At 44.0% G+C, this 21,007-nt stretch carries 24 protein-coding genes and 1 riboswitch; of the genes, 7 read left to right on the forward strand and 17 right to left on the reverse strand.

Features of this window, described 5'->3' with window-relative positions:
* Window positions 1–72 precede the first annotated feature (72 nt).
* A complete protein-coding gene (locus AC0VXY_RS18680) occupies window positions 73–309 on the forward strand; it encodes a NifU family protein (RefSeq protein WP_034763763.1) in 237 nt (78 codons plus the stop codon).
* Between the two features lie 52 nt (window positions 310–361).
* Here the strand turns inward: AC0VXY_RS18680 and AC0VXY_RS18685 are convergent, their stop codons facing one another.
* Both AC0VXY_RS18685 and yutH read right to left on the reverse strand, forming a co-directional pair.
* Window positions 362–1,324, reverse strand: coding sequence for a 2-hydroxyacid dehydrogenase (locus AC0VXY_RS18685; RefSeq protein WP_475526143.1), 963 nt, complete (start codon window positions 1,322–1,324; stop codon window positions 362–364).
* Between the two features lie 77 nt (window positions 1,325–1,401).
* Window positions 1,402–2,403 (reverse strand): spore coat putative kinase YutH, encoded by a 1,002-nt coding sequence (gene yutH, locus AC0VXY_RS18690; protein ID WP_475526144.1) that lies wholly within the window; start codon window positions 2,401–2,403, stop codon window positions 1,402–1,404.
* Between the two features lie 233 nt (window positions 2,404–2,636).
* Here yutH and AC0VXY_RS18695 point away from each other — a divergent pair, with 233 nt between their 5' ends.
* Together AC0VXY_RS18695 and sda are read left to right on the forward strand one after the other, a co-directional pair.
* Entirely contained in the window at window positions 2,637–3,137 is a 501-nt protein-coding gene (locus tag AC0VXY_RS18695; protein WP_435989422.1) for a phosphatidylglycerophosphatase A family protein, read from the forward strand.
* A gap of 324 nt (window positions 3,138–3,461) precedes the next feature.
* Window positions 3,462–3,575 (forward strand): sporulation histidine kinase inhibitor Sda, encoded by a 114-nt coding sequence (sda, locus tag AC0VXY_RS18700; protein ID WP_475527902.1) that lies wholly within the window; start codon window positions 3,462–3,464, stop codon window positions 3,573–3,575.
* Here the strand turns inward: sda and AC0VXY_RS18705 are convergent.
* The 3 genes from AC0VXY_RS18705 to AC0VXY_RS18715 all read right to left on the reverse strand — a co-directional run bounded on the left by AC0VXY_RS18705 (window position 3,572) and on the right by AC0VXY_RS18715 (window position 5,726).
* On the reverse strand, window positions 3,572–3,823 hold the full coding sequence (locus AC0VXY_RS18705) for a helix-turn-helix domain-containing protein (RefSeq protein ID WP_435989421.1): 252 nt from the start codon (window positions 3,821–3,823) through the stop codon (window positions 3,572–3,574). The genes sda and AC0VXY_RS18705 overlap by 4 nt on opposite strands.
* 580 nt (window positions 3,824–4,403) lie before the next feature.
* A complete protein-coding gene (locus AC0VXY_RS18710; protein ID WP_475527903.1) occupies window positions 4,404–5,168 on the reverse strand; it encodes a TIGR01457 family HAD-type hydrolase in 765 nt (254 codons plus the stop codon).
* A gap of 120 nt (window positions 5,169–5,288) precedes the next feature.
* Entirely contained in the window at window positions 5,289–5,726 is a 438-nt protein-coding gene (locus AC0VXY_RS18715; RefSeq protein WP_435989420.1) for a DUF86 domain-containing protein, read from the reverse strand.
* A gap of 135 nt (window positions 5,727–5,861) precedes the next feature.
* Between AC0VXY_RS18715 and AC0VXY_RS18720 the strand changes: the two genes are divergently transcribed.
* Together AC0VXY_RS18720 and AC0VXY_RS18725 are read left to right on the forward strand one after the other, a co-directional pair.
* Entirely contained in the window at window positions 5,862–6,131 is a 270-nt protein-coding gene (locus tag AC0VXY_RS18720; RefSeq protein WP_435989419.1) for a DUF3055 domain-containing protein, read from the forward strand.
* Between the two features lie 72 nt (window positions 6,132–6,203).
* Entirely contained in the window at window positions 6,204–6,512 is a 309-nt protein-coding gene (locus AC0VXY_RS18725) for a hypothetical protein (protein WP_034763749.1), read from the forward strand.
* A gap of 43 nt (window positions 6,513–6,555) precedes the next feature.
* Here AC0VXY_RS18725 and AC0VXY_RS18730 read toward each other — a convergent pair whose 3' ends face one another.
* Window positions 6,556–6,831, reverse strand: a complete 276-nt coding sequence (locus tag AC0VXY_RS18730; protein WP_044338154.1) for a YutD family protein — start codon at window positions 6,829–6,831, stop codon at window positions 6,556–6,558.
* Window positions 6,832–6,934: 103 nt separating this feature from the next.
* Between AC0VXY_RS18730 and AC0VXY_RS18735 the strand changes: the two genes are divergently transcribed.
* Entirely contained in the window at window positions 6,935–7,669 is a 735-nt protein-coding gene (locus AC0VXY_RS18735; RefSeq protein WP_435989418.1) for a YhcN/YlaJ family sporulation lipoprotein, read from the forward strand.
* 72 nt (window positions 7,670–7,741) lie between these two features.
* On the opposite strand, the gene lipA is transcribed toward AC0VXY_RS18735, so the two are convergent.
* Window positions 7,742–8,659 (reverse strand): lipoyl synthase, encoded by a 918-nt coding sequence (lipA, locus tag AC0VXY_RS18740; RefSeq protein WP_435989417.1) that lies wholly within the window; start codon window positions 8,657–8,659, stop codon window positions 7,742–7,744.
* A 219-nt stretch (window positions 8,660–8,878) separates the two neighbouring features.
* Here lipA and AC0VXY_RS18745 point away from each other — a divergent pair, with 219 nt between their 5' ends.
* Window positions 8,879–9,880: a M23 family metallopeptidase gene (locus AC0VXY_RS18745; protein WP_475526145.1), complete on the forward strand. Its 1,002-nt coding sequence runs from the start codon at window positions 8,879–8,881 to the stop codon at window positions 9,878–9,880.
* A 39-nt stretch (window positions 9,881–9,919) separates the two neighbouring features.
* Here the strand turns inward: AC0VXY_RS18745 and AC0VXY_RS18750 are convergent, their stop codons facing one another.
* The 10 genes from AC0VXY_RS18750 to sufB all read right to left on the reverse strand — a co-directional run bounded on the left by AC0VXY_RS18750 (window position 9,920) and on the right by sufB (window position 20,986).
* Window positions 9,920–10,027: a methionine/alanine import family NSS transporter small subunit gene (locus AC0VXY_RS18750; RefSeq protein ID WP_079532007.1), complete on the reverse strand. Its 108-nt coding sequence runs from the start codon at window positions 10,025–10,027 to the stop codon at window positions 9,920–9,922.
* Window position 10,028: 1 nt separating this feature from the next.
* Window positions 10,029–11,555: a sodium-dependent transporter gene (locus AC0VXY_RS18755; RefSeq protein ID WP_435989415.1), complete on the reverse strand. Its 1,527-nt coding sequence runs from the start codon at window positions 11,553–11,555 to the stop codon at window positions 10,029–10,031.
* Between the two features lie 281 nt (window positions 11,556–11,836).
* Window positions 11,837–13,399 (reverse strand): Na+/H+ antiporter NhaC family protein, encoded by a 1,563-nt coding sequence (locus AC0VXY_RS18760; protein ID WP_435989414.1) that lies wholly within the window; start codon window positions 13,397–13,399, stop codon window positions 11,837–11,839.
* A 115-nt stretch (window positions 13,400–13,514) separates the two neighbouring features.
* A riboswitch (Lysine riboswitch) is annotated at window positions 13,515–13,696 on the reverse strand.
* A 79-nt stretch (window positions 13,697–13,775) separates the two neighbouring features.
* On the reverse strand, window positions 13,776–14,540 hold the full coding sequence (gene yunB, locus AC0VXY_RS18765) for a sporulation protein YunB (RefSeq protein WP_435989413.1): 765 nt from the start codon (window positions 14,538–14,540) through the stop codon (window positions 13,776–13,778).
* A 58-nt stretch (window positions 14,541–14,598) separates the two neighbouring features.
* Window positions 14,599–15,711, reverse strand: a complete 1,113-nt coding sequence (locus tag AC0VXY_RS18770) for an HD-GYP domain-containing protein (RefSeq protein ID WP_475526146.1) — start codon at window positions 15,709–15,711, stop codon at window positions 14,599–14,601.
* 301 nt (window positions 15,712–16,012) lie between these two features.
* Window positions 16,013–16,315 (reverse strand): YunC family protein, encoded by a 303-nt coding sequence (locus AC0VXY_RS18775; protein ID WP_261749754.1) that lies wholly within the window; start codon window positions 16,313–16,315, stop codon window positions 16,013–16,015.
* Between the two features lie 56 nt (window positions 16,316–16,371).
* A complete protein-coding gene (locus AC0VXY_RS18780) occupies window positions 16,372–17,724 on the reverse strand; it encodes a bifunctional metallophosphatase/5'-nucleotidase (protein ID WP_475526147.1) in 1,353 nt (450 codons plus the stop codon).
* 27 nt (window positions 17,725–17,751) lie between these two features.
* Window positions 17,752–18,576 carry a sulfite exporter TauE/SafE family protein gene (locus tag AC0VXY_RS18785; protein WP_475526148.1) on the reverse strand — a complete coding sequence of 275 codons (825 nt, stop codon included), beginning with the start codon at window positions 18,574–18,576 and terminating at the stop codon, window positions 17,752–17,754.
* A gap of 21 nt (window positions 18,577–18,597) precedes the next feature.
* Window positions 18,598–19,440: a DUF72 domain-containing protein gene (locus tag AC0VXY_RS18790; RefSeq protein WP_475526149.1), complete on the reverse strand. Its 843-nt coding sequence runs from the start codon at window positions 19,438–19,440 to the stop codon at window positions 18,598–18,600.
* Window positions 19,441–19,588: 148 nt separating this feature from the next.
* Complete coding sequence (sufB, locus tag AC0VXY_RS18795) at window positions 19,589–20,986, reverse strand: Fe-S cluster assembly protein SufB (RefSeq protein WP_113969016.1); 1,398 nt, start codon at window positions 20,984–20,986, stop codon at window positions 19,589–19,591.
* Window positions 20,987–21,007: the final 21 nt, after the last annotated feature.

Consider the following 21,007-nt stretch of genomic DNA (forward strand, 5'->3'; position numbering starts at 1 on the left):
ATCATTTGCAGGTTGATAGATTTTTTGCGAATATGTCATTATAATAGATAGTAAGGAAAGGAGTAGATAATTATGGCTGAAAACGAAATGATTGCACCCGTTCAGGAAGTATTAGATAAATTACGTCCGTTCCTACTTCGCGATGGTGGAGATTGTGAACTCGTAGACGTTGAAGATGGCATTGTGAAATTGCGCCTCCTTGGCGCTTGCGGAAGCTGCCCAAGTTCAACCATCACATTAAAAGCAGGAATCGAACGCGCATTGGTGGAAGAAGTTCCTGGTATCGTTGAAGTAGAGCAAGTATTCTAATCGAGATTTCATTTAAAAACCTGAATCCTTTTTTGGATTCAGGTTTTTTTCTTTACTTCACCGCTGTTTTCGGGTTGTCCCCTTTAAGAACGGCCTGTATGTTCTCTACACACAGAGTCATCATGTCATGACGGGTGTCCTTGGAGGAGCTTCCGATATGGGGGATGGCGACGACTTGATCCAATTGGAGGAGAGGATGATCCTCGCTTATCGGCTCGGTTTCGAACACATCCAGGCCTGCCCCCGCGATGTCTCCCCTTTTTAACGCCTGTAGGAGGGCCGCTTCATTGACGATGGCTCCACGTGCTGCATTGATGAAGATCGCTGTTTTCTTCATTTTATTGAATTGATCTTCCTGGAACATGCCCTTTGTTTCCATGTTTAAAGGCGCCAGGACGACCACGAAATCCGACTCGGCAAGAAGCTCATCGAATGACACATACCTTACTCCAAGGGTCTCTTCAGCTTTTGGTTTACGGGAACGGTTATGATACAGCACTTCCATATTGAATCCTTGCGCCCTTCTCGCCACCGCTTCACCGATGCTTCCCATACCTACGATTCCCATCGTTTTATGATGAATATCCATTCCGGCAAGGAGGAGAGGTGACCAGCTTTCCCACTTTCCTTCTTTAATGTACCGGTCTGCTTCTACGATTCGTCGTGCTGTAGCCATCAGAAGGGCGAATGTTAAATCCGCCGTCGTTTCCGTCAATACATCTGGTGTATTGGTGATCGTGACACCTTTTTCTTTTGCCGCTTCAAGATCGATATTATCAAAACCTACCGCAAGATTTGCCACCACTTTTAAAGAAGTGGCATTCCCTAAGAGTTCCAGGTCCACCTTGTCCGATAGCATGGTAAGTAAAGCAGACGCTTTCTCTGCTTTCTCCAGAAGGATATTCCTCGGTACAGGGGCATCCTCCCGTCCCCACATCTCCACTTCGAACTCACCTTTTAGCGGGGCGACCACGGCCTCAGGAAGTTTCCTCGTAATATAGATGAATGGCTTCATAAACATCCCCCTGCCTTCCCTATTCTTTTCTTCAGTTTAGCATAAAAGGGAAGGCACATCCTATCTCGGGGATTGGATTACAGCCACGCTATGATGGGAATTCCCCATTTTTTCACCGGCACTTCGGACATATGGTAAAAATCTGACAGGAACGCTTCGTATTGGTGGGAATTCTTCAAATAGCGTTCAAGTTTCTCCTCGACTGTCTTTTTCTTTTGTTCTGATTGGGAAATGTAATATTCTTCGATGCACTCGAAGTAATGCAGGGGAAACAACAGACGGGAATACAACAACCTCCATGAAAAAGGAGAAAGGGGTGTAATCGACTCATACTCTTTCAGGAAATCCTGAAGCTCAGGATGAAACGTTTGACTCCTCATGAAGTATCGTTCCCTCACCCACTCTGCTATGTCCCGGCTGCAGTGGTCGAATACCCATTGAAACGGAAAATGTATGCACATTTCGGTCCCCCATGTGGACGCGAGAAACCGTTCATGACAGATTGTTCCGGCGTCCTCTGCCTTCGGGTCTTCATCAAGCTCCGTATCGACCAAGTATTGAATGGCATTTTCCGAAAGCGCACTGTAATAAGGATAACTCTCGACAAACCGGCGCTCAAACTCGTCAGCGGGCTGGTCCTGAATGACCTGGTAAAAGGCTTTTTCCAATTGAGCCATCCTCTTTTCCCACAGACTTTTCCACTGACCCATGCGATTTATCTTCTCCACTTTCTCTTCGAAGGACCGTCCCCTGAAATGGAATTTGCTTAGCTTCCTGCCGAGTTTATGATTTGGTGGGGACTCGATTCCCTCATTTCGAAGGACGACATAATCTTTATCCTTCTCCACCACGAGGAATTTCCCCTCGTTGCTCTGGACAAAGGTCGACACATGCCGGTCCCCGGAGCTTTTCAGGTGCTCTGCCAATTTATAAAGTTCCACCAGGGTTTCCTGTTCCATATTCGATACACCCACAATACTATATACTAATCCCCCGACCATATATCGATCCATCATTCCATCGAAGAATGCCCGCTCAGGATGTAACCCAAAATGGTTCATTAGAATCTCTTGAGACATACCGACCTCTCCTATCTTTAATGACCGTTCTTTTTCAACATTCATGTGCTGACTGCGCTACCCTAGACCATCATTCCAACGCATTTATGAATATCCAAATCCAGGGATGGGCAAGAATGAGAACAGAAGCTATTATTATGTCTATTTTTCAAATGGGAATCATATGAGTAAAACAAGGCTTCGTCTAATCAAAATAGGGGTTTTATAATCTTTCAAGGAAAAAGGTGAATAAGATGAAGGATAAAGCGTCAATGGATTTATTAGAGAGAACGGCACGTAAATGGCTGCATGAAAGAGGAGTGGAAATAGAAGACATCGCTCAATTAGTCATGTACCTTCAACAGAAGTATCATCCTGATCTTGAATTAAAGGAATGTGTCTATAACGTTGAACGTGTATTGACGAAGCGCGAAGTACAGAATGCCATACTTACAGGCATTCAACTTGATATATTAGCTGAGAAAAAGATGCTTGCGGAACCATTGCAGGCGATTGTTGAAGTAGATGAAGGATTATACGGTGTGGATGAAATCCTGGCCTTTTCGATCGTGAATGTGTACGGTTCGATCGGATTCACAAACTACGGATATATCGATAAACAAAAACCGGGAATCCTGGAGAGATTGAATGATAAATCATCGGGTATGTGCCATACCTTCCTGGATGATATCGTTGGCGCCATTGCAGCTGCCGCTTCCAGCCGATTGGCACACCGGGCGAAATGCACAGAATGAGGGTGAATAAGTATTCCAAATCAGACGACAGGGTCGTCTGATTTTTAGTGATGAAAGAAGCGTACAAGGTAATTGATACAATCTACCCTAAAAGATTATACAGTGTAAATCAATTATATCCATTTAACTAACTTAATGTTTGCACTTCAGCGAATAGTTTTATATAATTACAAATATAGTTGTAATTATATTCATTATAAATGTCCCCTGGGCCAAACTAAAATACATACACACCAAAAAAAGGCTTTCTCTCTTTTGGAGTTTACAGTATCACACATTTTACATACGTTTTGAAAATGATCGAGGTGAGATCTTATTAAACTCCTGAGTGACAAAGCCCTTATCGATGCCTATAAAAAAGCAAAACAGTTAAAATTCAGTAATGAATTCATCATTCTGATCGAACAAGAAATTAAAAAGAGAAAATTAGTTCATTAAAGAATCGTGTGATTGTAGATGTCTTGGTGTTCTTCACAAGTCGGCATAATATCTTCCCATTGAACCTCCAACGAGCATACTATGGCAAACAACTTGTTCAGGGACGGATTTGCCTCTCCCTTTTCAATCAACGAAATATAATTAACCGTTAATCCACATTTACGACTTAATTGTTGTATGGTGATTTCTTTTGCTCTTCTATGCTGCCTTATTTTCTTTCCGACAAGTCCTGTAACTGTAATACTCATTACCTCACTACCCTTTTAATAATTCTTTAGAAATGACGTGGATTGTTTCGAAAATCAAGCTAAGAAACAGTGACTTTCATTCTTAAAGTTGTGTGCATTCGTAAAGAATAGTTAGAAATTGAAAAGGTATCAATGCTAATAGTCCCCTACTACCTTTGGTGTTTACCCTAGTTGAATACCTTTACACTTAATTTCGAAAAATTTTTAAAAAATTTCAGTATTTCATTTTCTGTCGTCATGATCCTTCTGGGTACTCAAATATGCGTCATGGAAAAGTATCGTTAGTTAGAGGAAAAAACCACATAATTCATTAGGAGTATAATGTACGTTCCTACTACTTATTCTTACAACAATATCTATAGAGGCATAGATATTGTTACCAAAAGGGCAATCACAAAATTCCCCCTTTAGTATAAATAGTATTTTGTTTACTTCTTTTCACACTAGTTCTATTTTACTTATACAAACGTGTGTTGTCTATTATGAAATATTACTAATCAAAGAATTTTTCCAATATTTGAGTACTCAGCAGGTTCATGAAGGATGTGGAAGCTGCAGTCAGCCTCCACATTTATTAATGTTATATATCCCATTGATCCAATGTTTCTATTGTATAGGTAGGCTGAATATGCTTTTGAGCCAGCGCCTCTTTTGTTGTAACCCCCGTATGCACAAGGAGCGTATCGAGCCCTGCGTTTATTCCAGCCAGAATATCTGTATCATAGTTATCCCCCACCATCAGAGTGTCTTCCTTCGGGACCCCTAGCACAGATAAAGCCTGTTCCATGATAATGGACTCCGGCTTTCCGATAAAGATCGGTTCGGTCTGGGTGGAGACCGTCACAACAGACGTCAGGGAACCATTCCCCGGAAGCAATCCCCTTTCAGTCGGAATCGCGATATCTCCATTCGTTGAAATAAACGTTGCCCCGTTTCTCACCCCCAGGCAAGCGAGGGATAATTTCTCGTAATTAATCTCCCGGTCAATCCCCACTACCACGAAATCCGGTTTATCATCCCGCAGTGTAATGCCGTTCTCTTCAAGTGCTGAGCGTATTCCTTCTTCGCCGATGACATAGGCTGTTCCTTCAGGCTTTTCTTTCGCCATATACTGTGCCGTCGCCATGGATGTCGTAAATACCTGTTCCTTCGTTGCAGGTATATCAAAGGAACGCAATTTTTCCGCCACCTGTTCCGGTCTTCTTGAAGAGTTATTCGTCACGAATAGATAAGGCAATCCCTTATCCTGCATCCGTTTCACAAAATCCCCCGCTTCTTCAATCTTCTCCTTTCCTTTATACATCGTGCCATCCAAATCAATTAAATACCCTTTATACTCTTTCATCATCTACCTCCATATAGTGTCGTTAGTATGTCCAATATTTCTATTTGCTTCGCTATAAAGTCACTCTCTAAAGAAAATAAGACAGCGCATTCTCATTAAGGAAAGCGCTGTCAAATACGTTTAGTTTTTAAATGCCGATACGGGGCCAAGTTCATTTTCAAGGTAGTTCCGGACCTGCAGCGGAAATTGGTTCAGTGTTTGGAATACTTCTTCCAGGATGGTATGTAATTGCTTGTGATCAACGGTTGTATATTCCTGGACCAGTGGTTTGCGCTGTTCGACGAGGCGTTTGAGATCTTCGCTCATCCTATCTGTGATCACTTTTTCATCCAGAAGAATATCAATGATATCCTCATAGCTCCCGGGGTCCCTCATGATGAATCCATCGATCATGCTGTTCCCTACGTCCAGGATGGATTCAATGATGACGTGGGCAACCCTTTCCAGCGCCAACTTTTCCAGAGTAGCGTTCCACTGTTCTTGACGACTGAATATGTTTAGCTGCTCATCCATATAGATCAATATTTCTTCAATCTTTTCCCTGTCTACGAAATACATGATGCTCACCTCTCCCTTAAACAATAACCTGCACCTTATTTTAACATAATTTCACCAGACCCATACAGGTACATCCTGCAATTCCCGTCTCAGTCTGATATGATGAAATAAGCAGAAAAAGAGGAGGACATCGTGATGAGTGAACGCTTTTATTTATATGACGATACTGAAAATACACGAACGCGATTCGTGAGTTTCATGGGGGAAAATCAGCGGTACGACCTGGCCATTACCCAAACGGAACGTTATTACGGGAAATCATTGGTACTGGACCTTCAGGGCAGTCGATTTGCCATCTTGGGGAGAGATGACCTTGGTGAACCCGGCTATGTTGAGAGTGTATTTAAGTTAACTGGGGAAGAAGCGGATGAATTAAGGGACTTCTTAGGTGAAACCATCCTCTGATTCAAATGCCCTTCGAAAGAATGAACTCCGCCTCCCGTTCACATACTATAGGTATGAAAGGTGGGAGATAAAATGAGCAAAGACCGGAAATCCTATGATAAAGAAGACGAAGAATACAGTGACTTCTCCAATGTAGAAACATACCGTAATTTCCTCGTCCCCGAGACACTTCCGGAAGGTCCTTACGGTGCTCCCAGAGGTAAGCATACCCCTGTTGAAAACAAGAGTACACCTTGGGAAGAAGGACAACGGTATTATAGTGCCTTCAACTACGAGAATAAATCCCTGCATCAGGATATACCTCGTCAGGAACCGGGATCACATCCTGTTCATGCCGACCCGGATGTGAATGAAGAGCCGCCGTATACTGAAAACAAGTAAAAGAAAGGAACAAACGACCATCGTCGTTTGTTCCTTTTCACCATTATTTATTGACTTTCTTCACAAGAAAATAAGCGCACCCAAAATTACAATATTCATATAAGTAATCCTTATGAGTGCTCACCTTTGTGTCGAAAGAAGCCTTTTGATTGTGATCATCGAAGAATCCTTTCAATCGGAGCTGACCGTATCCCCAATCACCAAGGATATAATCGTATTTGCTTAAGATATCGCTATATCTTTCCTTGAAAGCTTCCTCGTTGAATCCGTCCCTGAATTCCTCGACGATTTCGTAGCACGTGTTCTGCACACAAATCACCTCTGTCCACCCACTTTCGTTTCCTTATTTTAAATTATAACGGATTGTCCATTAATTACTATGAAAAATTACCATAAGAGATGGTCACCCTACTGGATAGGGGGTGTTTAAGTTGAATAAATTACTTTTAGGTACAACGGTACTCGGCATCACATTAATCGGGACAGCCTGTAATGGCATCGACACAGCCAATGAGGAAATGTTCCACGACAACGGGAATACCATTAACGTAAGTGACAGGGAAGACCTGTATAACGACAATGGCTGGACCAAAAAAGGGGCACACCGCGGGGAAGACTTTGGTTATGTCCGCCAGCAGAAGAGCCCTACCGGTGGTCAAAACATTTCCACCAAGGACATGTACAGTATCAATCGCGAGCAGGTAGCCGACAGCATCAGCAAAATGAGTGTCGCCCTTCCTGACGTGAAAGATTGCTCTACCCTCGTCACGGACGAAGAAGTTCTTGTCTCTTATGTGACCGACAAAAAAGATAAACAAGGACGCTTCGAAGTAGCCGATCAGGTTAAGAAAACAGCTATGTCCGTCATTCCGCGCTGGTACCATGTCTATGTAACCGATGATAAAGCATTGATGCGCAACGTTGAAAACCTTGCCCAGATGGATAGTGACAGCAAAAATGCGAATACAGCCATTGACGATACCATCAACCTGATGCTCAAAGACTCTCCACAAGGTAGAAATGTCGACTCAGGTGAAAACGCCAACGGTGAAATGACGTCTGATCAATACGAAATGCGTGATGATGATACCCATAAGATCAATATGGACCGTCAAAAGCGCAATGACTATACCGGCAATGATAACATGATGGACTAACCTCTATCTGTACAAAAGGACTGACTGTCAGAGAGATCTCCGACAGGTCAGTCCTTTTCTAGTTATATGAAATTATGCGTTCTGTACTTCCTGCTCACCTTTAGCTTGTCTGGATTTCGCTGCTGCGTTTACCTGCTCATCGGCATGGTAAGAAGAACGAACAAGAGGACCTGCTTCACAGTGGCTGAAGCCTTTTTCCATTGCCGCTTCACGAAGTTCGGCAAATTCATCAGGATGATAATATTTTTGAACCTTCAAGTGCTTCTTCGATGGTTGCAGATATTGACCTAATGTCACGATATCAACATGATGGGCACGTAGATCATCCATCGTTTCGAGAATTTCTTCCTTCGTTTCCCCGAGACCAACCATGATGCTCGATTTCGTAGGGATCTCCGGATTCAATTCTTTCGCTCGGCGGAGGAATTCCAATGTCCGGTCGTAAGTCGCACGGGCACGAACTCTTGGAGTCAGGCGGCGGACGGTTTCGACATTGTAGTTCATGATGTCAGGCTTGGCATCCATCAATGTCTTGATATTTTCGAATACCCCACCCATATCAGAAGGCAGCACTTCGATGGATGTAAACGGGCTCTTACGACGGATGGCGCGGACGGTTTCAGCAAAGACTTGTGAACCGCCGTCTTTCAGGTCATCACGGGCAACCGCTGTAATAACGACGTGTTTCAAGTTCATTAATTGTACGGAATCCGCAACACGTTCAGGCTCTTTCAAGTCTAATTCAGTCGGAAGTCCTGTTTTAACGGCACAGAAACGGCAGGCACGTGTACAAATGTCACCCAGGATCATGAACGTGGCCGTACGTCTCGTTCCCCAGCACTCATGAATATTAGGACAACGGGCCTCTTCACAAACTGTATGAAGATTGTTTTCACGCATCATTTTTTTCAGACCCATATAATTATCGTTCGTATTCAGCTTAATCTTAAGCCAATCCGGTTTACGAATGTGTTCATCTTTCTTACTCATACCCCTCATCTCCAATCCTAAATAATTCTGACTTAGGCAAAGAGTGAAACGTTGTCTCGTTCATCCTATGTAAAAAAAGCCATCATCAATATACTTCTTTTGTCACTTTATCATACTAAAAAAGTGAAAACAAGCATGTGATGCCCTATTACCATTTATTGATGATTATGAATCCCCCGGAACGATACAAACTACATATAGGACCCTAAAAATGGAGGGATGATTTTGTACAAACGATTGATCTTTTGCATCGTATTTTTCTTAGCGATCAGTCCGTTTAAGAGCTATGCAGCAGAAAAGCTTACGGATGAACAAATTTACACGAAACGAATGGAATTATTTCAAAAAAGCGAGGCTTTGACGCATATCCCCTGGTACTACCTGGCTGCCATCGATCAGTATGAACGCAGTCTCCGGTTTGCCCGTAAAGACAGGGATAAACCATCCTCTTTCATTTCGATTTATGTAGAGCCTGAAAAGTGGGTCGGTCCTTTGAACCCCCACCCCGAAGATGACAATCCTGAAACGATCGCGCTTTTCAATGGAATCGGTCGGGACGGGGATCATGACGGGAAAGCTAGCCTGAAAAGTGATGAAGATATCCTTGCCGCTCTAACCGACTTCATACTCCGTTATGGCATTGATCACGACAACTTCAAGCTTGCCCTCTGGGATTATTACAAGCGGGATAAAACCGTCAGTATCATAATGGGAAATGCCAAAATATATAAACAGTACGGAACGATTCATCTCAATCAAAAAGCCTTTCCGCTTCCCCTGAGATTTAACTATAGTTACCGGAACACATGGGGAGATGCCCGTGGATGGGGTGGAAGACGGATCCATGAAGGGACGGACCTCTTCGCTGATTATGGTGTACCGGTGAGAGCAACATCTTACGGCATCATCGAGATGAAAGGCTGGAATCGTTATGGAGGCTGGCGCATCGGGATACGTGACATCAATAATACGTATCATTATTTTGCCCATTTGAGTGGTTTTGCCAAAGATCTTCATGTCGGACAAGTGGTTGAGCCGGGCATGGTGATCGGCGGTGTCGGAAGCTCGGGATATGGACCTCCGGGAACGTCAGGGAAATTCCCGCCGCATTTGCATTATGGAATGTATAAGGATAATGGCCTTACTGAATGGTCCTTTGATCCCTACCCCCATCTAAGAATGTGGGAACGCCAGGACAGGATCAAAAGCAAGAAACATTAAAAAAGCAGACAATGGACATTCCATCGTCTGCTTCTTTCTCTATACCTGCTTTTTTGATTTGGAAACAGCGTTCATGATACTAGCTGCTAATCCACCCCAGATGATGACCATTCCGACTATCATCATTGTAATTGCGCTACCAGTCATGTTAGCTTACCCCCTTATAGCTATCGGCTTCTGTCTTGGCATGCCAGCGTTTAAATCCGAAGGCCACTCCTACAATGATGGCAAAGGCAGCTACGAACCATCCACTGTACAGAATGAAAGCATCTGAATATCCTTCGTAGTTACCAGTTTCCGTTTCAAACTCTTTTAGTAAATTCATTTTGAATAATCCGAACATCATCCATCCAAGCACGATCGGTGTGATAACGCCGAGACATACTTTCCACCAGGCACCAAGCTGGATATCCGAAATTCCATTCGCATGGGATTGGAATCCTCCCAGCTTGCGCAGGAACCAGGCGATCACGACTACTTCCACTAATCCGACAAACGCCACTCCGAATTGGTTGATGAAGTAATCCGCTACATCTAGGAATAACAGTCCACCCTGTGTGGCAAAAAGAATGGAAACGATAGCTGAAAGTCCACCACCGAAAAGTACGGCTTTGTTACGGGAAATCCCGAACTTCTCAGATACGGCTGCTACATAGGTTTCCGAAATGGAAATCAACGAAGACAGACCGGCCAGTACAAGTGAAACAAAGAATAAGAAACCAAATACTTCGTTGAATGCCGGGAATTCGTTAATGATCTGCGGGAAGACAACAAACGCCAGACCCACACCGCCGCTTACTACATCCTGCACTGCCACACCTTGTGATTGGGCCATGAAACCAAGTGCCGCAAACACCCCGATACCTGCCAATAATTCAAAGCCGGAGTTACTGAACCCTGTAATGAACGCATTGTTCGTAATATCCGATTTCTTTGGCAAATAACTTGAGTACGTAATCATGATGGCAAAGGCAATGGATAAGCTGAAGAAAATCTGTCCATATGCCGCCACCCACACACCCGGATCGGCAATTTTACTGAAGTCAGGCTTGAAGAACGCATCCAGACCATCCATCGCGCCGGGTAAAGTTAAAGCGCGAACAACGATAATTAAGAATAAGATAACAAGTGCTGGAATAAAGATTTTATTCGCTACTTCGATTCCTTTCTTTACACCTTTGAAAAGAATACCCAGTGTAACGGCCCATACAATTACAAGCGGGATGAATACCCCAGGAACCACACTTCCCGTCTGACCCGCGTCCACGGTCAATTTTAAATAATCATTGAACAGGAATGACTCTGTATCCTTCCCCCAGCCTAAATTGAAAGAAAATACACTGTACGACATCGCCCATGCGATAATGACGGCATAATAGGTAGAGATGACGAATGCAATTAAGACCTGCCACCATCCAAGCCATTCTGTTTTCTTATTAAGACGGAAATAAGATAACGGTGCTGAACCACGGTACTTATGACCAATTGTAAATTCAAGTACTAATAATGGAATACCTGCTGTTAGAAGAGCGAATAAATAAGGAATAAAGAAAGCTCCCCCACCATTTTCATACGCCACTGCCGGAAAACGCCAAATGTTCCCCAGTCCGATTGCTGAACCGACAGCTGCCAGAATAAATCCTGCCCGTGTCCCAAATTGTGCACGTTTCTCCATGCTGTTCCCCCCTAGTTCTTTCCAACTACCCCCCATGAGGTATTTGAAATTTTTATATTTTCAGATTATTTATAATCTAAAGTCAGTATAGCTAGTTCCAGGCCAATTGTCAAAGCTTTATTTTAGTGATTTATTGAGAAATTCACCAAATTTCTACAGTACTATTTCACTATAAGAATTTTGTCGAATTTTGGAGAACAGGAGACGATAGGATCAAGAGGAGAACTCTATGTGAATCCATAAAAAAACCAGAAGCCTACATGGCTCCTGGTTTTTATGAATTACTCTGCAGATGCAGGCTTTGCTTTTTCACCGAACAAAAAGGAAAAGGCCAAGATCAAAATGATGACTACGGCGAGACCAAGAATGGTGCTGCCGGTGAACCCCAATACAAGGTAACCGATGGCTGCAACAACCGCACCGATTACGGCATATGGAAGCTGTGTGAGCACGTGATCGATATGGTTGCTTCCCGCTCCTGTGGAAGAAAGGATCGTTGTATCAGAAATAGGTGAGCAGTGATCACCCAATACAGATCCCGCCAGTACCGCTGCCATGGCAGGCAGTAAGATGCTCACGTCTGAAGCTGCAGCAATTTCACCTGCGATCGGCAGTAATATACCAAACGATCCCCATGATGTTCCTGTTGAGAATGCCATGATGCCGGCAACCAGGAATAAGATGACCGGAAGTGCCTGCATCGGCAGATTCGATTGTTCAACGAGGCCAGCAAGATACGTACCCGTCTGCAGCTGATCGATGAGTGTCACGATCGTCCATGCAAATATCAGGATGTAAACAGCCGGCAGCATCGACTTGATACCTTCCACTACAGCTGTCCCGATCGCACCCGCTTCGATTCCTTTCAAGCTGACTTGGCGAAGGAAGAAAATCAGGGAAATAAGAAGTCCGAATAATCCACCATACAATAAGGATTTGGTTACATCCGTATTTTCAAAGATCGGCAGCAGGTCAAAGGATCCCACCGCTTGATATCCAGTCCACAGCATCATGGAAACAGTCCCGATGACAAGGGCAACGATCGGCCAGACAAGATCGCCTACCGAGCCTTTTGAGCTGACTGGGAGATCATTTTTCAATTCGCCGGGAATCTCCTTGCCTGGATCATAAAGATCTCCCGTTTCAAGGGCCCGTACTTCATGCTCTTTCATTTTTCCAAAATCGAGTCCCTTATAGGCAACCATGACGACAAGCAGTACTGCCGCCCATACATATAGGTTCATTGGAATCATTTGAATGAACGCTGAGAATGCCGTGTACTCCGTGATATTATGTGTTGCAAGAATGGAGCCGATGATCCCGATAATATACGCTCCCCAGCTTGAAATCGGGGATACGACACAGATCGGAGCCGATGTTGAATCAATGATATAGGCTAATTTAGCACGTGAGATTCTATGACGATCCGTGATGGGTCTTGAAACCTGTCCGACAGCAAGGGCATTAAAATAGTCGTCAATAAAAATGATGATACCCAGTACCGCAGCTAGAAGCTGTGCGCCCTGTCGTGTCTTCACACGTTTCATCGCCCATTCACCGAATGCGCGGCTCCCGCCGGAAATATTCACAAATGCCGTGATGATACCAAGAATGAGTAAGAAGAAAATGATGTAGACATTCCAGGTGTTAAGTCCGCCATCTGCGACAAAGATGCCTTTAAAGGCGTCCCACATAAAGCTGAATGTTTTGGTAATTGAGAAATCTGCCAACAGAAAGGCAGACGCAACGATTCCTACTCCCAATGAAAGCAGAACCCGTCTTGTAAGGATAACCATAAGAATGGCTAAAAGGGGTGGTAATAATGAGTAAATCGTGTTTTCCATAGTGTCCTCCTCCTATTTGATAGGGGGGAACCATCGTAGCATGATAGAGGATAATAAAAAAAGGCAACGATAGAGAAGCTATCATTACCTTAGTAAGTAATTTAAGTGCTCCATCACGATCTGTAGCTCCCCATTATAGAGATTCCCTATAATGACAGTGTTATCCTTCTTCAAGATAACCCCAGCAAATACACATTTGACATGTATAATTACTTCGGCAAAAGTTCCCTTTCATCTGTTCTCACAGTTGTCATTCTCAAACAGCTTACTCTTGAACTCTGCGCCTCTACCCCATCGGACTGATGATGTGGTGTGTTATAAAATTTTCTTTATTAATATACCAAACTATCATTCTTTTGACAACTTTTTTTCCTGACTAATTTGTGGGAAATTCGATGGAAGGACTCGATTCCCCTCCACCATTGTTATAAAATTGCGGTACATCCAGATGAACGGTCCCCATCGCAACCAGGATATCCTGCTTGATTGTTTCGGTTTTCGTTGCAAACGGGATGATGATCTGCACATTCACTTCAAGCTCCACAAATACCTTCACAACCGCATTATTGATCCCGAACTGCTCAACCGTCGTTTTCACATCGGAACGTACATCACCGATGGAATGAAAGCGGATCGGGATTTTCGGCCCCAGGTTCCCGAGCAATACGTTGTTCGTTGCCTGCCCCAATGGAACAGAATAGGTAATGCCCTTCGAGGTTTTCGACTTCCCTTCATCAAGCTCCACTTCAGTGAGAAATTCTAGATTTTCAATATTCCCCGCTTCTGCTTCCTGAAGATTCTGCTGCACAAGATTCGTAATTTCTGCCTGGACCCTGTTGATCGTCTGTGTATTATATTTAAATGAAACGATATCTCCTTCTGAATTCTTCACTTCTTCTGTTATATCTGAAATATCCAGTACGTCGGCAATCTTCTTATTGATCGCTTTGTTAATCACCAGGGTACCGATCCTGCTTGTTTGTGTTTCGGCATACGCAAGGAGAGTCGGCTTCAACCCTTTGTTAATGATCCACAATCCGAATCCCGTTGAAATCATAAAGAATAGAAACGTAATGATCATGACATGTCGAAAAGGCAGCGGACCTCCTCTTCGGGGTTTGTAGGTTTTGAACTTTGACAAAAAAATCCCCCCTTACAAGCTATTTGTATGCATTGTAAGGAGGGTTTAGCGCAAAAAATTATTTAATCTTAAGAGATTGCGGCTCATAATCCGGATCAAAGCCTGTGATCACCTTGTCTAATTCCTTGCTTAAATCGAGTGGATAAGGAGAGTCTAACTCCTGACCATCTTCTTCGATGATTCGTACCACAGGGCGGTCTGTGACGCCCCTGTTTTGATCGGTCACAATTGCTTTCCGTCCATCATTCAGTTCCACGATCATGCCATTCGGATACATCGCAACCGATGAGCGGAAGGCTTCGATCACATTTGAATCGAACAATGTTCCCGATCCCGCATACAAGACCTCCAATGCCTGATGAGGAAGCATGGCTTTCCTGTACACCCGGTTTGACGTCATGGCGTCAAATACATCGGCCACAGCGATGATCTTTGCGAACGGATGAATATCTTCACCCTTGATCCCCCGCGGGTAACCCGAGCCATCGAGCCTCTCATGATGCTGATAGGCACAGTGTGCGATGATCAGGGAAACTGAATGAAGCTGTCTCAGAATGTCAAAGCCATGTTCAGAGTGTTTCTTGATTTCCGAGAATTCGTCTTCCGTAAGTTTCCCGGGCTTTAACAGGATCTCTTCAGGCACGAGCATCTTACCGATATCATGGAGGATCGCCCCAACCCCGAGCTGCTCCAGCTGCTTCTGTGAAAGCTTAAGTTCAAGACCGATGGAAAGTGTATATAACGTAACATTAAATGAGTGATGAAATATATAGGAGTCGTATGTAAACACATCTGTCAAAATCGTCAGAAGATCATGATTCGCCTTTACCTCGGACAGGACGACATCAATCACCTGCTTTAATTGAGAGGCACTATCTTCAATCACAAGGAGACTTGGCTTCTCTTTGGAGGTGCTTAATTGATTGAAGGCCATCTCGATATTCTGAACCGCCTCTTGTCTCACTTTACTCGAAACGGTCCCCTTCACATGGATTCCACTTGAAAGAGAGTCTTCAATATAAACATACTGAATACTAAGCTCCTGCAATCTGTGGATCATGCGTTCTGTAATGGGAACATTATCATGAATCAACGCTTGACCTCTCATATTATATACCGTTGTAGCTAGAACCATGCCGGGTTTCAAAGCCCTTGTTGATATAAGCCTCATAGAATTCTCCTATGTAATTATTTCATTTTTCGACAAAATTTCCTAGTATCTCCATTATAAAGGATAAAAAGGAGCTTGCAAGGTGTATTTGTTTATATATTCATGAAAGAATATCGAAGGGTTCAGATGAATTTTATGAAGGTGTCGCGTGCCGGTTGAAGAGGAGTTTTATTACCTTATTTTGTTAATTGACGCAATTACTTTACGATTGATTTTGACGCAATAATTCTAAAAATGACGCAATCACTCCCTCAAAAATAAAGACCAGCCACTCAATAATGAGTACTGGTCATTCTCATGTCTATATCATTTTCAACAGCGCGTCCCTTCCGGCCATTCCCGTGTAGATGCCGAGATTCGCTGCTTCGTAGGTAACGGACTCCAGCGGCGCATCGAGGAGCTGATCGATGGTTTTCACACCAACCGCTCTTCCCGCGATGATCCCCCTGTCCTTTAATTTTTCATTGAGCAGCGCAACATCAAGTGCCCCACACATGATATATCCTTTTTCACTCGTCACGACGAGAAGATTGGTTTTCGGAAGTGCAACAGAAATCGCTGTAAAGGTATGTCCCCCAATGGTAATCGGAGATACATTCATCATGTTTCATCGCTCCCTTCACTCATATGTATGTCATGAGTGTCGAAACGGTGAGACATTTACTGTTTCAATTTCCATTCGAGGACATCCCGTAAAAATTCCGGCATAAAGTACTTCTTCTCGAGCCTCTGTAGGTCCGGAAAGAAGTGGCCGAATGTAAACATATCCGGCAGGGCCAGCTTGTATATCTTCCCGGACTCGATCGGACCGTTTCCGATGAAGATGTCATGGTCTTCAAAGTGGATATTCGAATACACGAACCTTCCCATCACTTTCCCCCTGAAACCAAGTCCTTTCACTTCAAGTTGCGGCCAGTCCTCATTAAGAGTCTGCTTAATGATTTCCTTCAGCTCGGCTCCCTTCACTCGGATCATGCAGGGGTTGATCGGGTGGGGAAGGATGCGATGCAAATCCTGCTTTGTCACCATTCCTTCGTCAAGTCCCTCTATGAGAAGACCCGCATTTAGGAAACCGCAATCAGCTCCACACCACTCCATTAGTGCATCACAAAGCACTTCAGGAAGCGGAGACGCCTGAAACCAGTCAACCGGGAAAGCGTTTGTCAGGCAGGTCACTTCCTGCTTTAATAACTCCTCCCCTTTCCGGATCCATTGATCTCTTTCCTCCGCTTCCTTCACAACAGCCGGAAGTTCCCCCTGCTCATATAGTCGTGCCTTCTTTTCCATGACCTGCTTGGTGGCTGTATCCACCTCGATTGTGATATGACCGACATAATGACCATATTTTCCTGCAGCACCGAGCATGGTGCCATTCACCTCTTTCCCCTGAGGCAAGACATGGTGAGTATGGGCACCAAGGATAACGTCTATTTCAGGGAATTGTTCCCCGATCATCTCATCATCCCTTATCCCCAGATGGGAAAGGAGTATGATCATATCGACGCTTTGGCGAACCTCCTGAACCAACTTCTTCAGTTCAGCCAAAGGGGAGGTAATGTTCCAGCCGAGAGCTTTATAAAATGGTTTGAAATAGGCCGTTAAACCTAGGACGCCAATCCTCATACCACTGCCGGTCTCATATATCCGGTAAGTCTCCACCCATCCTGGACGCCGTGAGGAACGATCGAACAGGTTTCCTACAATCACATCAAACCGGGCACTGTCATACAGGCTGTTTAAATCATCATAATCCAATGTGATCCCTTCATTGTTTCCGATTGTTACAGCGTCGAACCCGGCTTCATTTAATAACTTGACGTTCCCTTTTCCTAACGTCGCTTCTGTCAATGGATGCCAGCGGTCCACATGATCACCGATATCAAATAGATACACAGAATCTCCGTCATTCACATGCTTCTGTTTTCTCCGTTTTAAAAAATCCCTTATTCTTGGCCAGTTCTCAAAGTGACTGTGAAGATCGTTCGTATGATAAATATGAATGGTTTCTCCCATAAATCGTTCACTCCTATTGGAGGAATGTTATCCTGTCATTCCTTGATAAATCAATCGAATACCAATTAAAATCAAAATAATCCTCAAAACGCTCACCAATACTTTGGACTCGAGCTTCGTATTGATATATGCCCCGGCCTTTGCCCCGATCCAGGCTCCCGGAATCAGAGCCAGCGCATACAGCCATTTGACATTCCCGAACAACACATGTGTCCCCGAGCTCACCAATGCCGAAAGGAAAATCATAAACATCGATGTTGCAACAGCCACATGGGGCGGGAAAAGAAAAATCAGAATCATGGCAGGGACCATGAGAGAGCCGCCGCCAATGCCGAACAACCCCGATGTAAACCCAACTACAAAGGCGATCAACACTCCAAGTGCCGGAGGATATCCATACCGGAAGGTTTCTCCACTTGGATCGGTAAATTCCCTCTGAAAAGATGCATCCCTGAATTTTTCTATAGGCTTTAATTTATTCCTGATCATCAGAATAAGGGCCACCACTATCATGAAAATGCCGAAATAAAGATTAAAGCTTTCCATATTCAGTCCCTTGTTCACCCAGGCTCCAAGTATCGACCCGGGTCCGCTCCCAGCAAAGAAGATCAATCCGCTTTTATAATCGACGGTTTTATGCTTTAAATATGCAAGGGTGGAAGATAACCCTGTAAATATCATGATGACCAGTGAAGTACCCACAGCGGTCTGCGGGTTCATCCCTTCTACCAGGCTTGTATATGTACCAAAATAAATCAGGGCCGGTACAATGATCACACCACCGCCTAAACCGACCAGTGATCCTATCGCACCTGCCAAAAGCCCAATTGATAGAAGAACAATCCATTCCATCTGCCTTTCATCTCCTGTCGGCTAAAATAAATCCAGCTGCTTCGGGGCAAGTCCTTCATACTCAAGCCCCAATAATTCAATCAATTCTTTCGCATTATCAGCCGCGTCTCCACCTGAATTATTGTTAAAAAGGATATAAAGATCCTTAGAGCTTTCGTGCAAATGATGGAGATGGGGGATCCATTCCTCGAGCTCAGCACGATTATAGCGATATAAATAGCGGACCTCCCGCCAATCTTCGCCATTCGGTTTATTCCACCCATAGAGATTCCTGCCGTGAAACCGGATGAGAGTGGCATCTTCATGCGTCGCTTCCAGCACCCGCGGCACGGATCCTTCACCTGCCTGGGGTTCATCACAAATGCTGTGGATCCACCCTTCCTTTTTCATGAAGGCCAAAGTCTTGTCCCGATACTCGGACCTGAACCAGCTCTGATTGCGGAATTCAAGTGATACAGGAAGATCTTTCAATTGCTCCCTGCAATACCGTATATAATCGACATTCTCTTTTTTACAATCGTACCATGGTGGGAATTGAAGGAGGACCATTGCCAGTTTCCCTGCATTCGTGTATGGAGCAAGGGACTCTTTAAAAGCTCTGAACATCTCTTCCTTTGTTTCAAAAGGGATTTCACCACGCTGATGACCAGTCATTCCCTGATATGCTTTTACAATAAATTTAAAGTCCTCTGGTGTTTCCTTTACCCACTTCTCCGCATTTCGAATAGGCTGGACAGCATAAAACGTCGTGTCCACCTCCACAATGGGGAAATGAGCTCCGTATTCCTTTAATTTGTCCCTGGGGGAAACATTCTCATAGAGGGTATCATGATCTCCCCACCCTGTAACGCCTATGTATATCATCAGCATTCACCTACTTTATTATGAACATGTCCATTTTATCATAAGGGAAATGGAAATTCTTATCTTTGGATTCATCGCGGAAAAATAGTGGGGATTGGAGCCAGAAAAAAACTCCCCTGATGACTCATCAGGGGAGTTTGATTGATTATTAACCGATAGAACCTTCCATTTCGAACTTGATCAGGCGGTTCATTTCAACTGCGTATTCCATTGGAAGTTCTTTCGTGAATGGCTCGATGAAGCCCATTACGATCATTTCTGTTGCTTCTTCCTCTGAAATACCACGGCTCATAAGATAGAATAATTGTTCTTCGGATACTTTTGATACCTTCGCTTCGTGTTCTAACGAGATGTTATCGTTAAGGATTTCGTTGTAAGGGATCGTATCGGAAGTTGATTGGTTATCCATGATCAGCGTATCACACTCAATGTTTGAACGTGCGCCTTCTGCTTTACGGCCAAAGTGTACAATTCCACGGTACGTTACTTTCCCACCATGCTTGGAGATGGATTTAGAAACGATTGTAGAAGATGTATTTGGTGCCAGGTGAATCATTTTCGCTCCGGCATCCTGATGCTGGCCTTTACCCGCGAGTGCGATGGATAGTGTCATACCACGAGCGCCTTCACCTTTAAGGATAACCGCTGGGTATTTCATCGTTAATTTAGAACCGATGTTTCCATCTACCCATTCCATTGTTGCGTTCGCTTCACATACAGCACGTTTCGTTACCAGGTTGAACACGTTGTTCGCCCAGTTTTGAATCGTTGTATAACGGCAGTACGCATCTTTCTTGATGATGATTTCAACGACTGCAGAGTGAAGTGAGTTCGTTGTGTAAACCGGTGCTGTACACCCTTCGACATAGTGCACACTTGCACCTTCGTCGACGATGATCAGTGTACGCTCGAATTGACCCATGTTCTCTGAGTTAATACGGAAATACGCTTGAAGTGGTGTATCCACCTTGATTCCTTTAGGAACATAGATAAAAGATCCACCGGACCATACCGCTGAGTTAAGGGCAGCGAACTTGTTATCCGTTGGAGGAATAACCTTTGCCCAGTGCTCGCGGAAAAGCTCTTCATTCTCTTTAAGGGCAGAATCTGTATCTTTAAAAACGATCCCCATGTCTTCAAGATCCGATTGCATGTTGTGATAGACAACTTCTGACTCATACTGAGCAGAAACCCCTGCAAGATACTTTTGCTCAGCTTCCGGAATACCTAATTTATCAAACGTTTGCTTGATTTCTTCAGGTACTTCATCCCAGCTGCGCTCTGACTTTTCAGAAGGTTTCACATAGTAAGTGATCTCATCGAAGTTCAGTTCCTGCATGTCTCCGCCCCATTGAGGCATAGACATATTATAAAAATGCTCAAGTGACTTCAAACGGAAATCAAGCATCCACTTAGGCTCATCTTTCATACGAGAAATTTCTTCAACGATTTCTCGCGTCAAACCACGTTTAGAACGGAAAATCGATACGTCTTTATCGCTAAAGCCATATTTATAGTCTCCGATCTCAGGCATCTTCTTTGCCATGTTGATTCCTCCATTCTTAGA

This window comes from Rossellomorea sp. QJM3NY_18 (assembly GCF_056173145.1).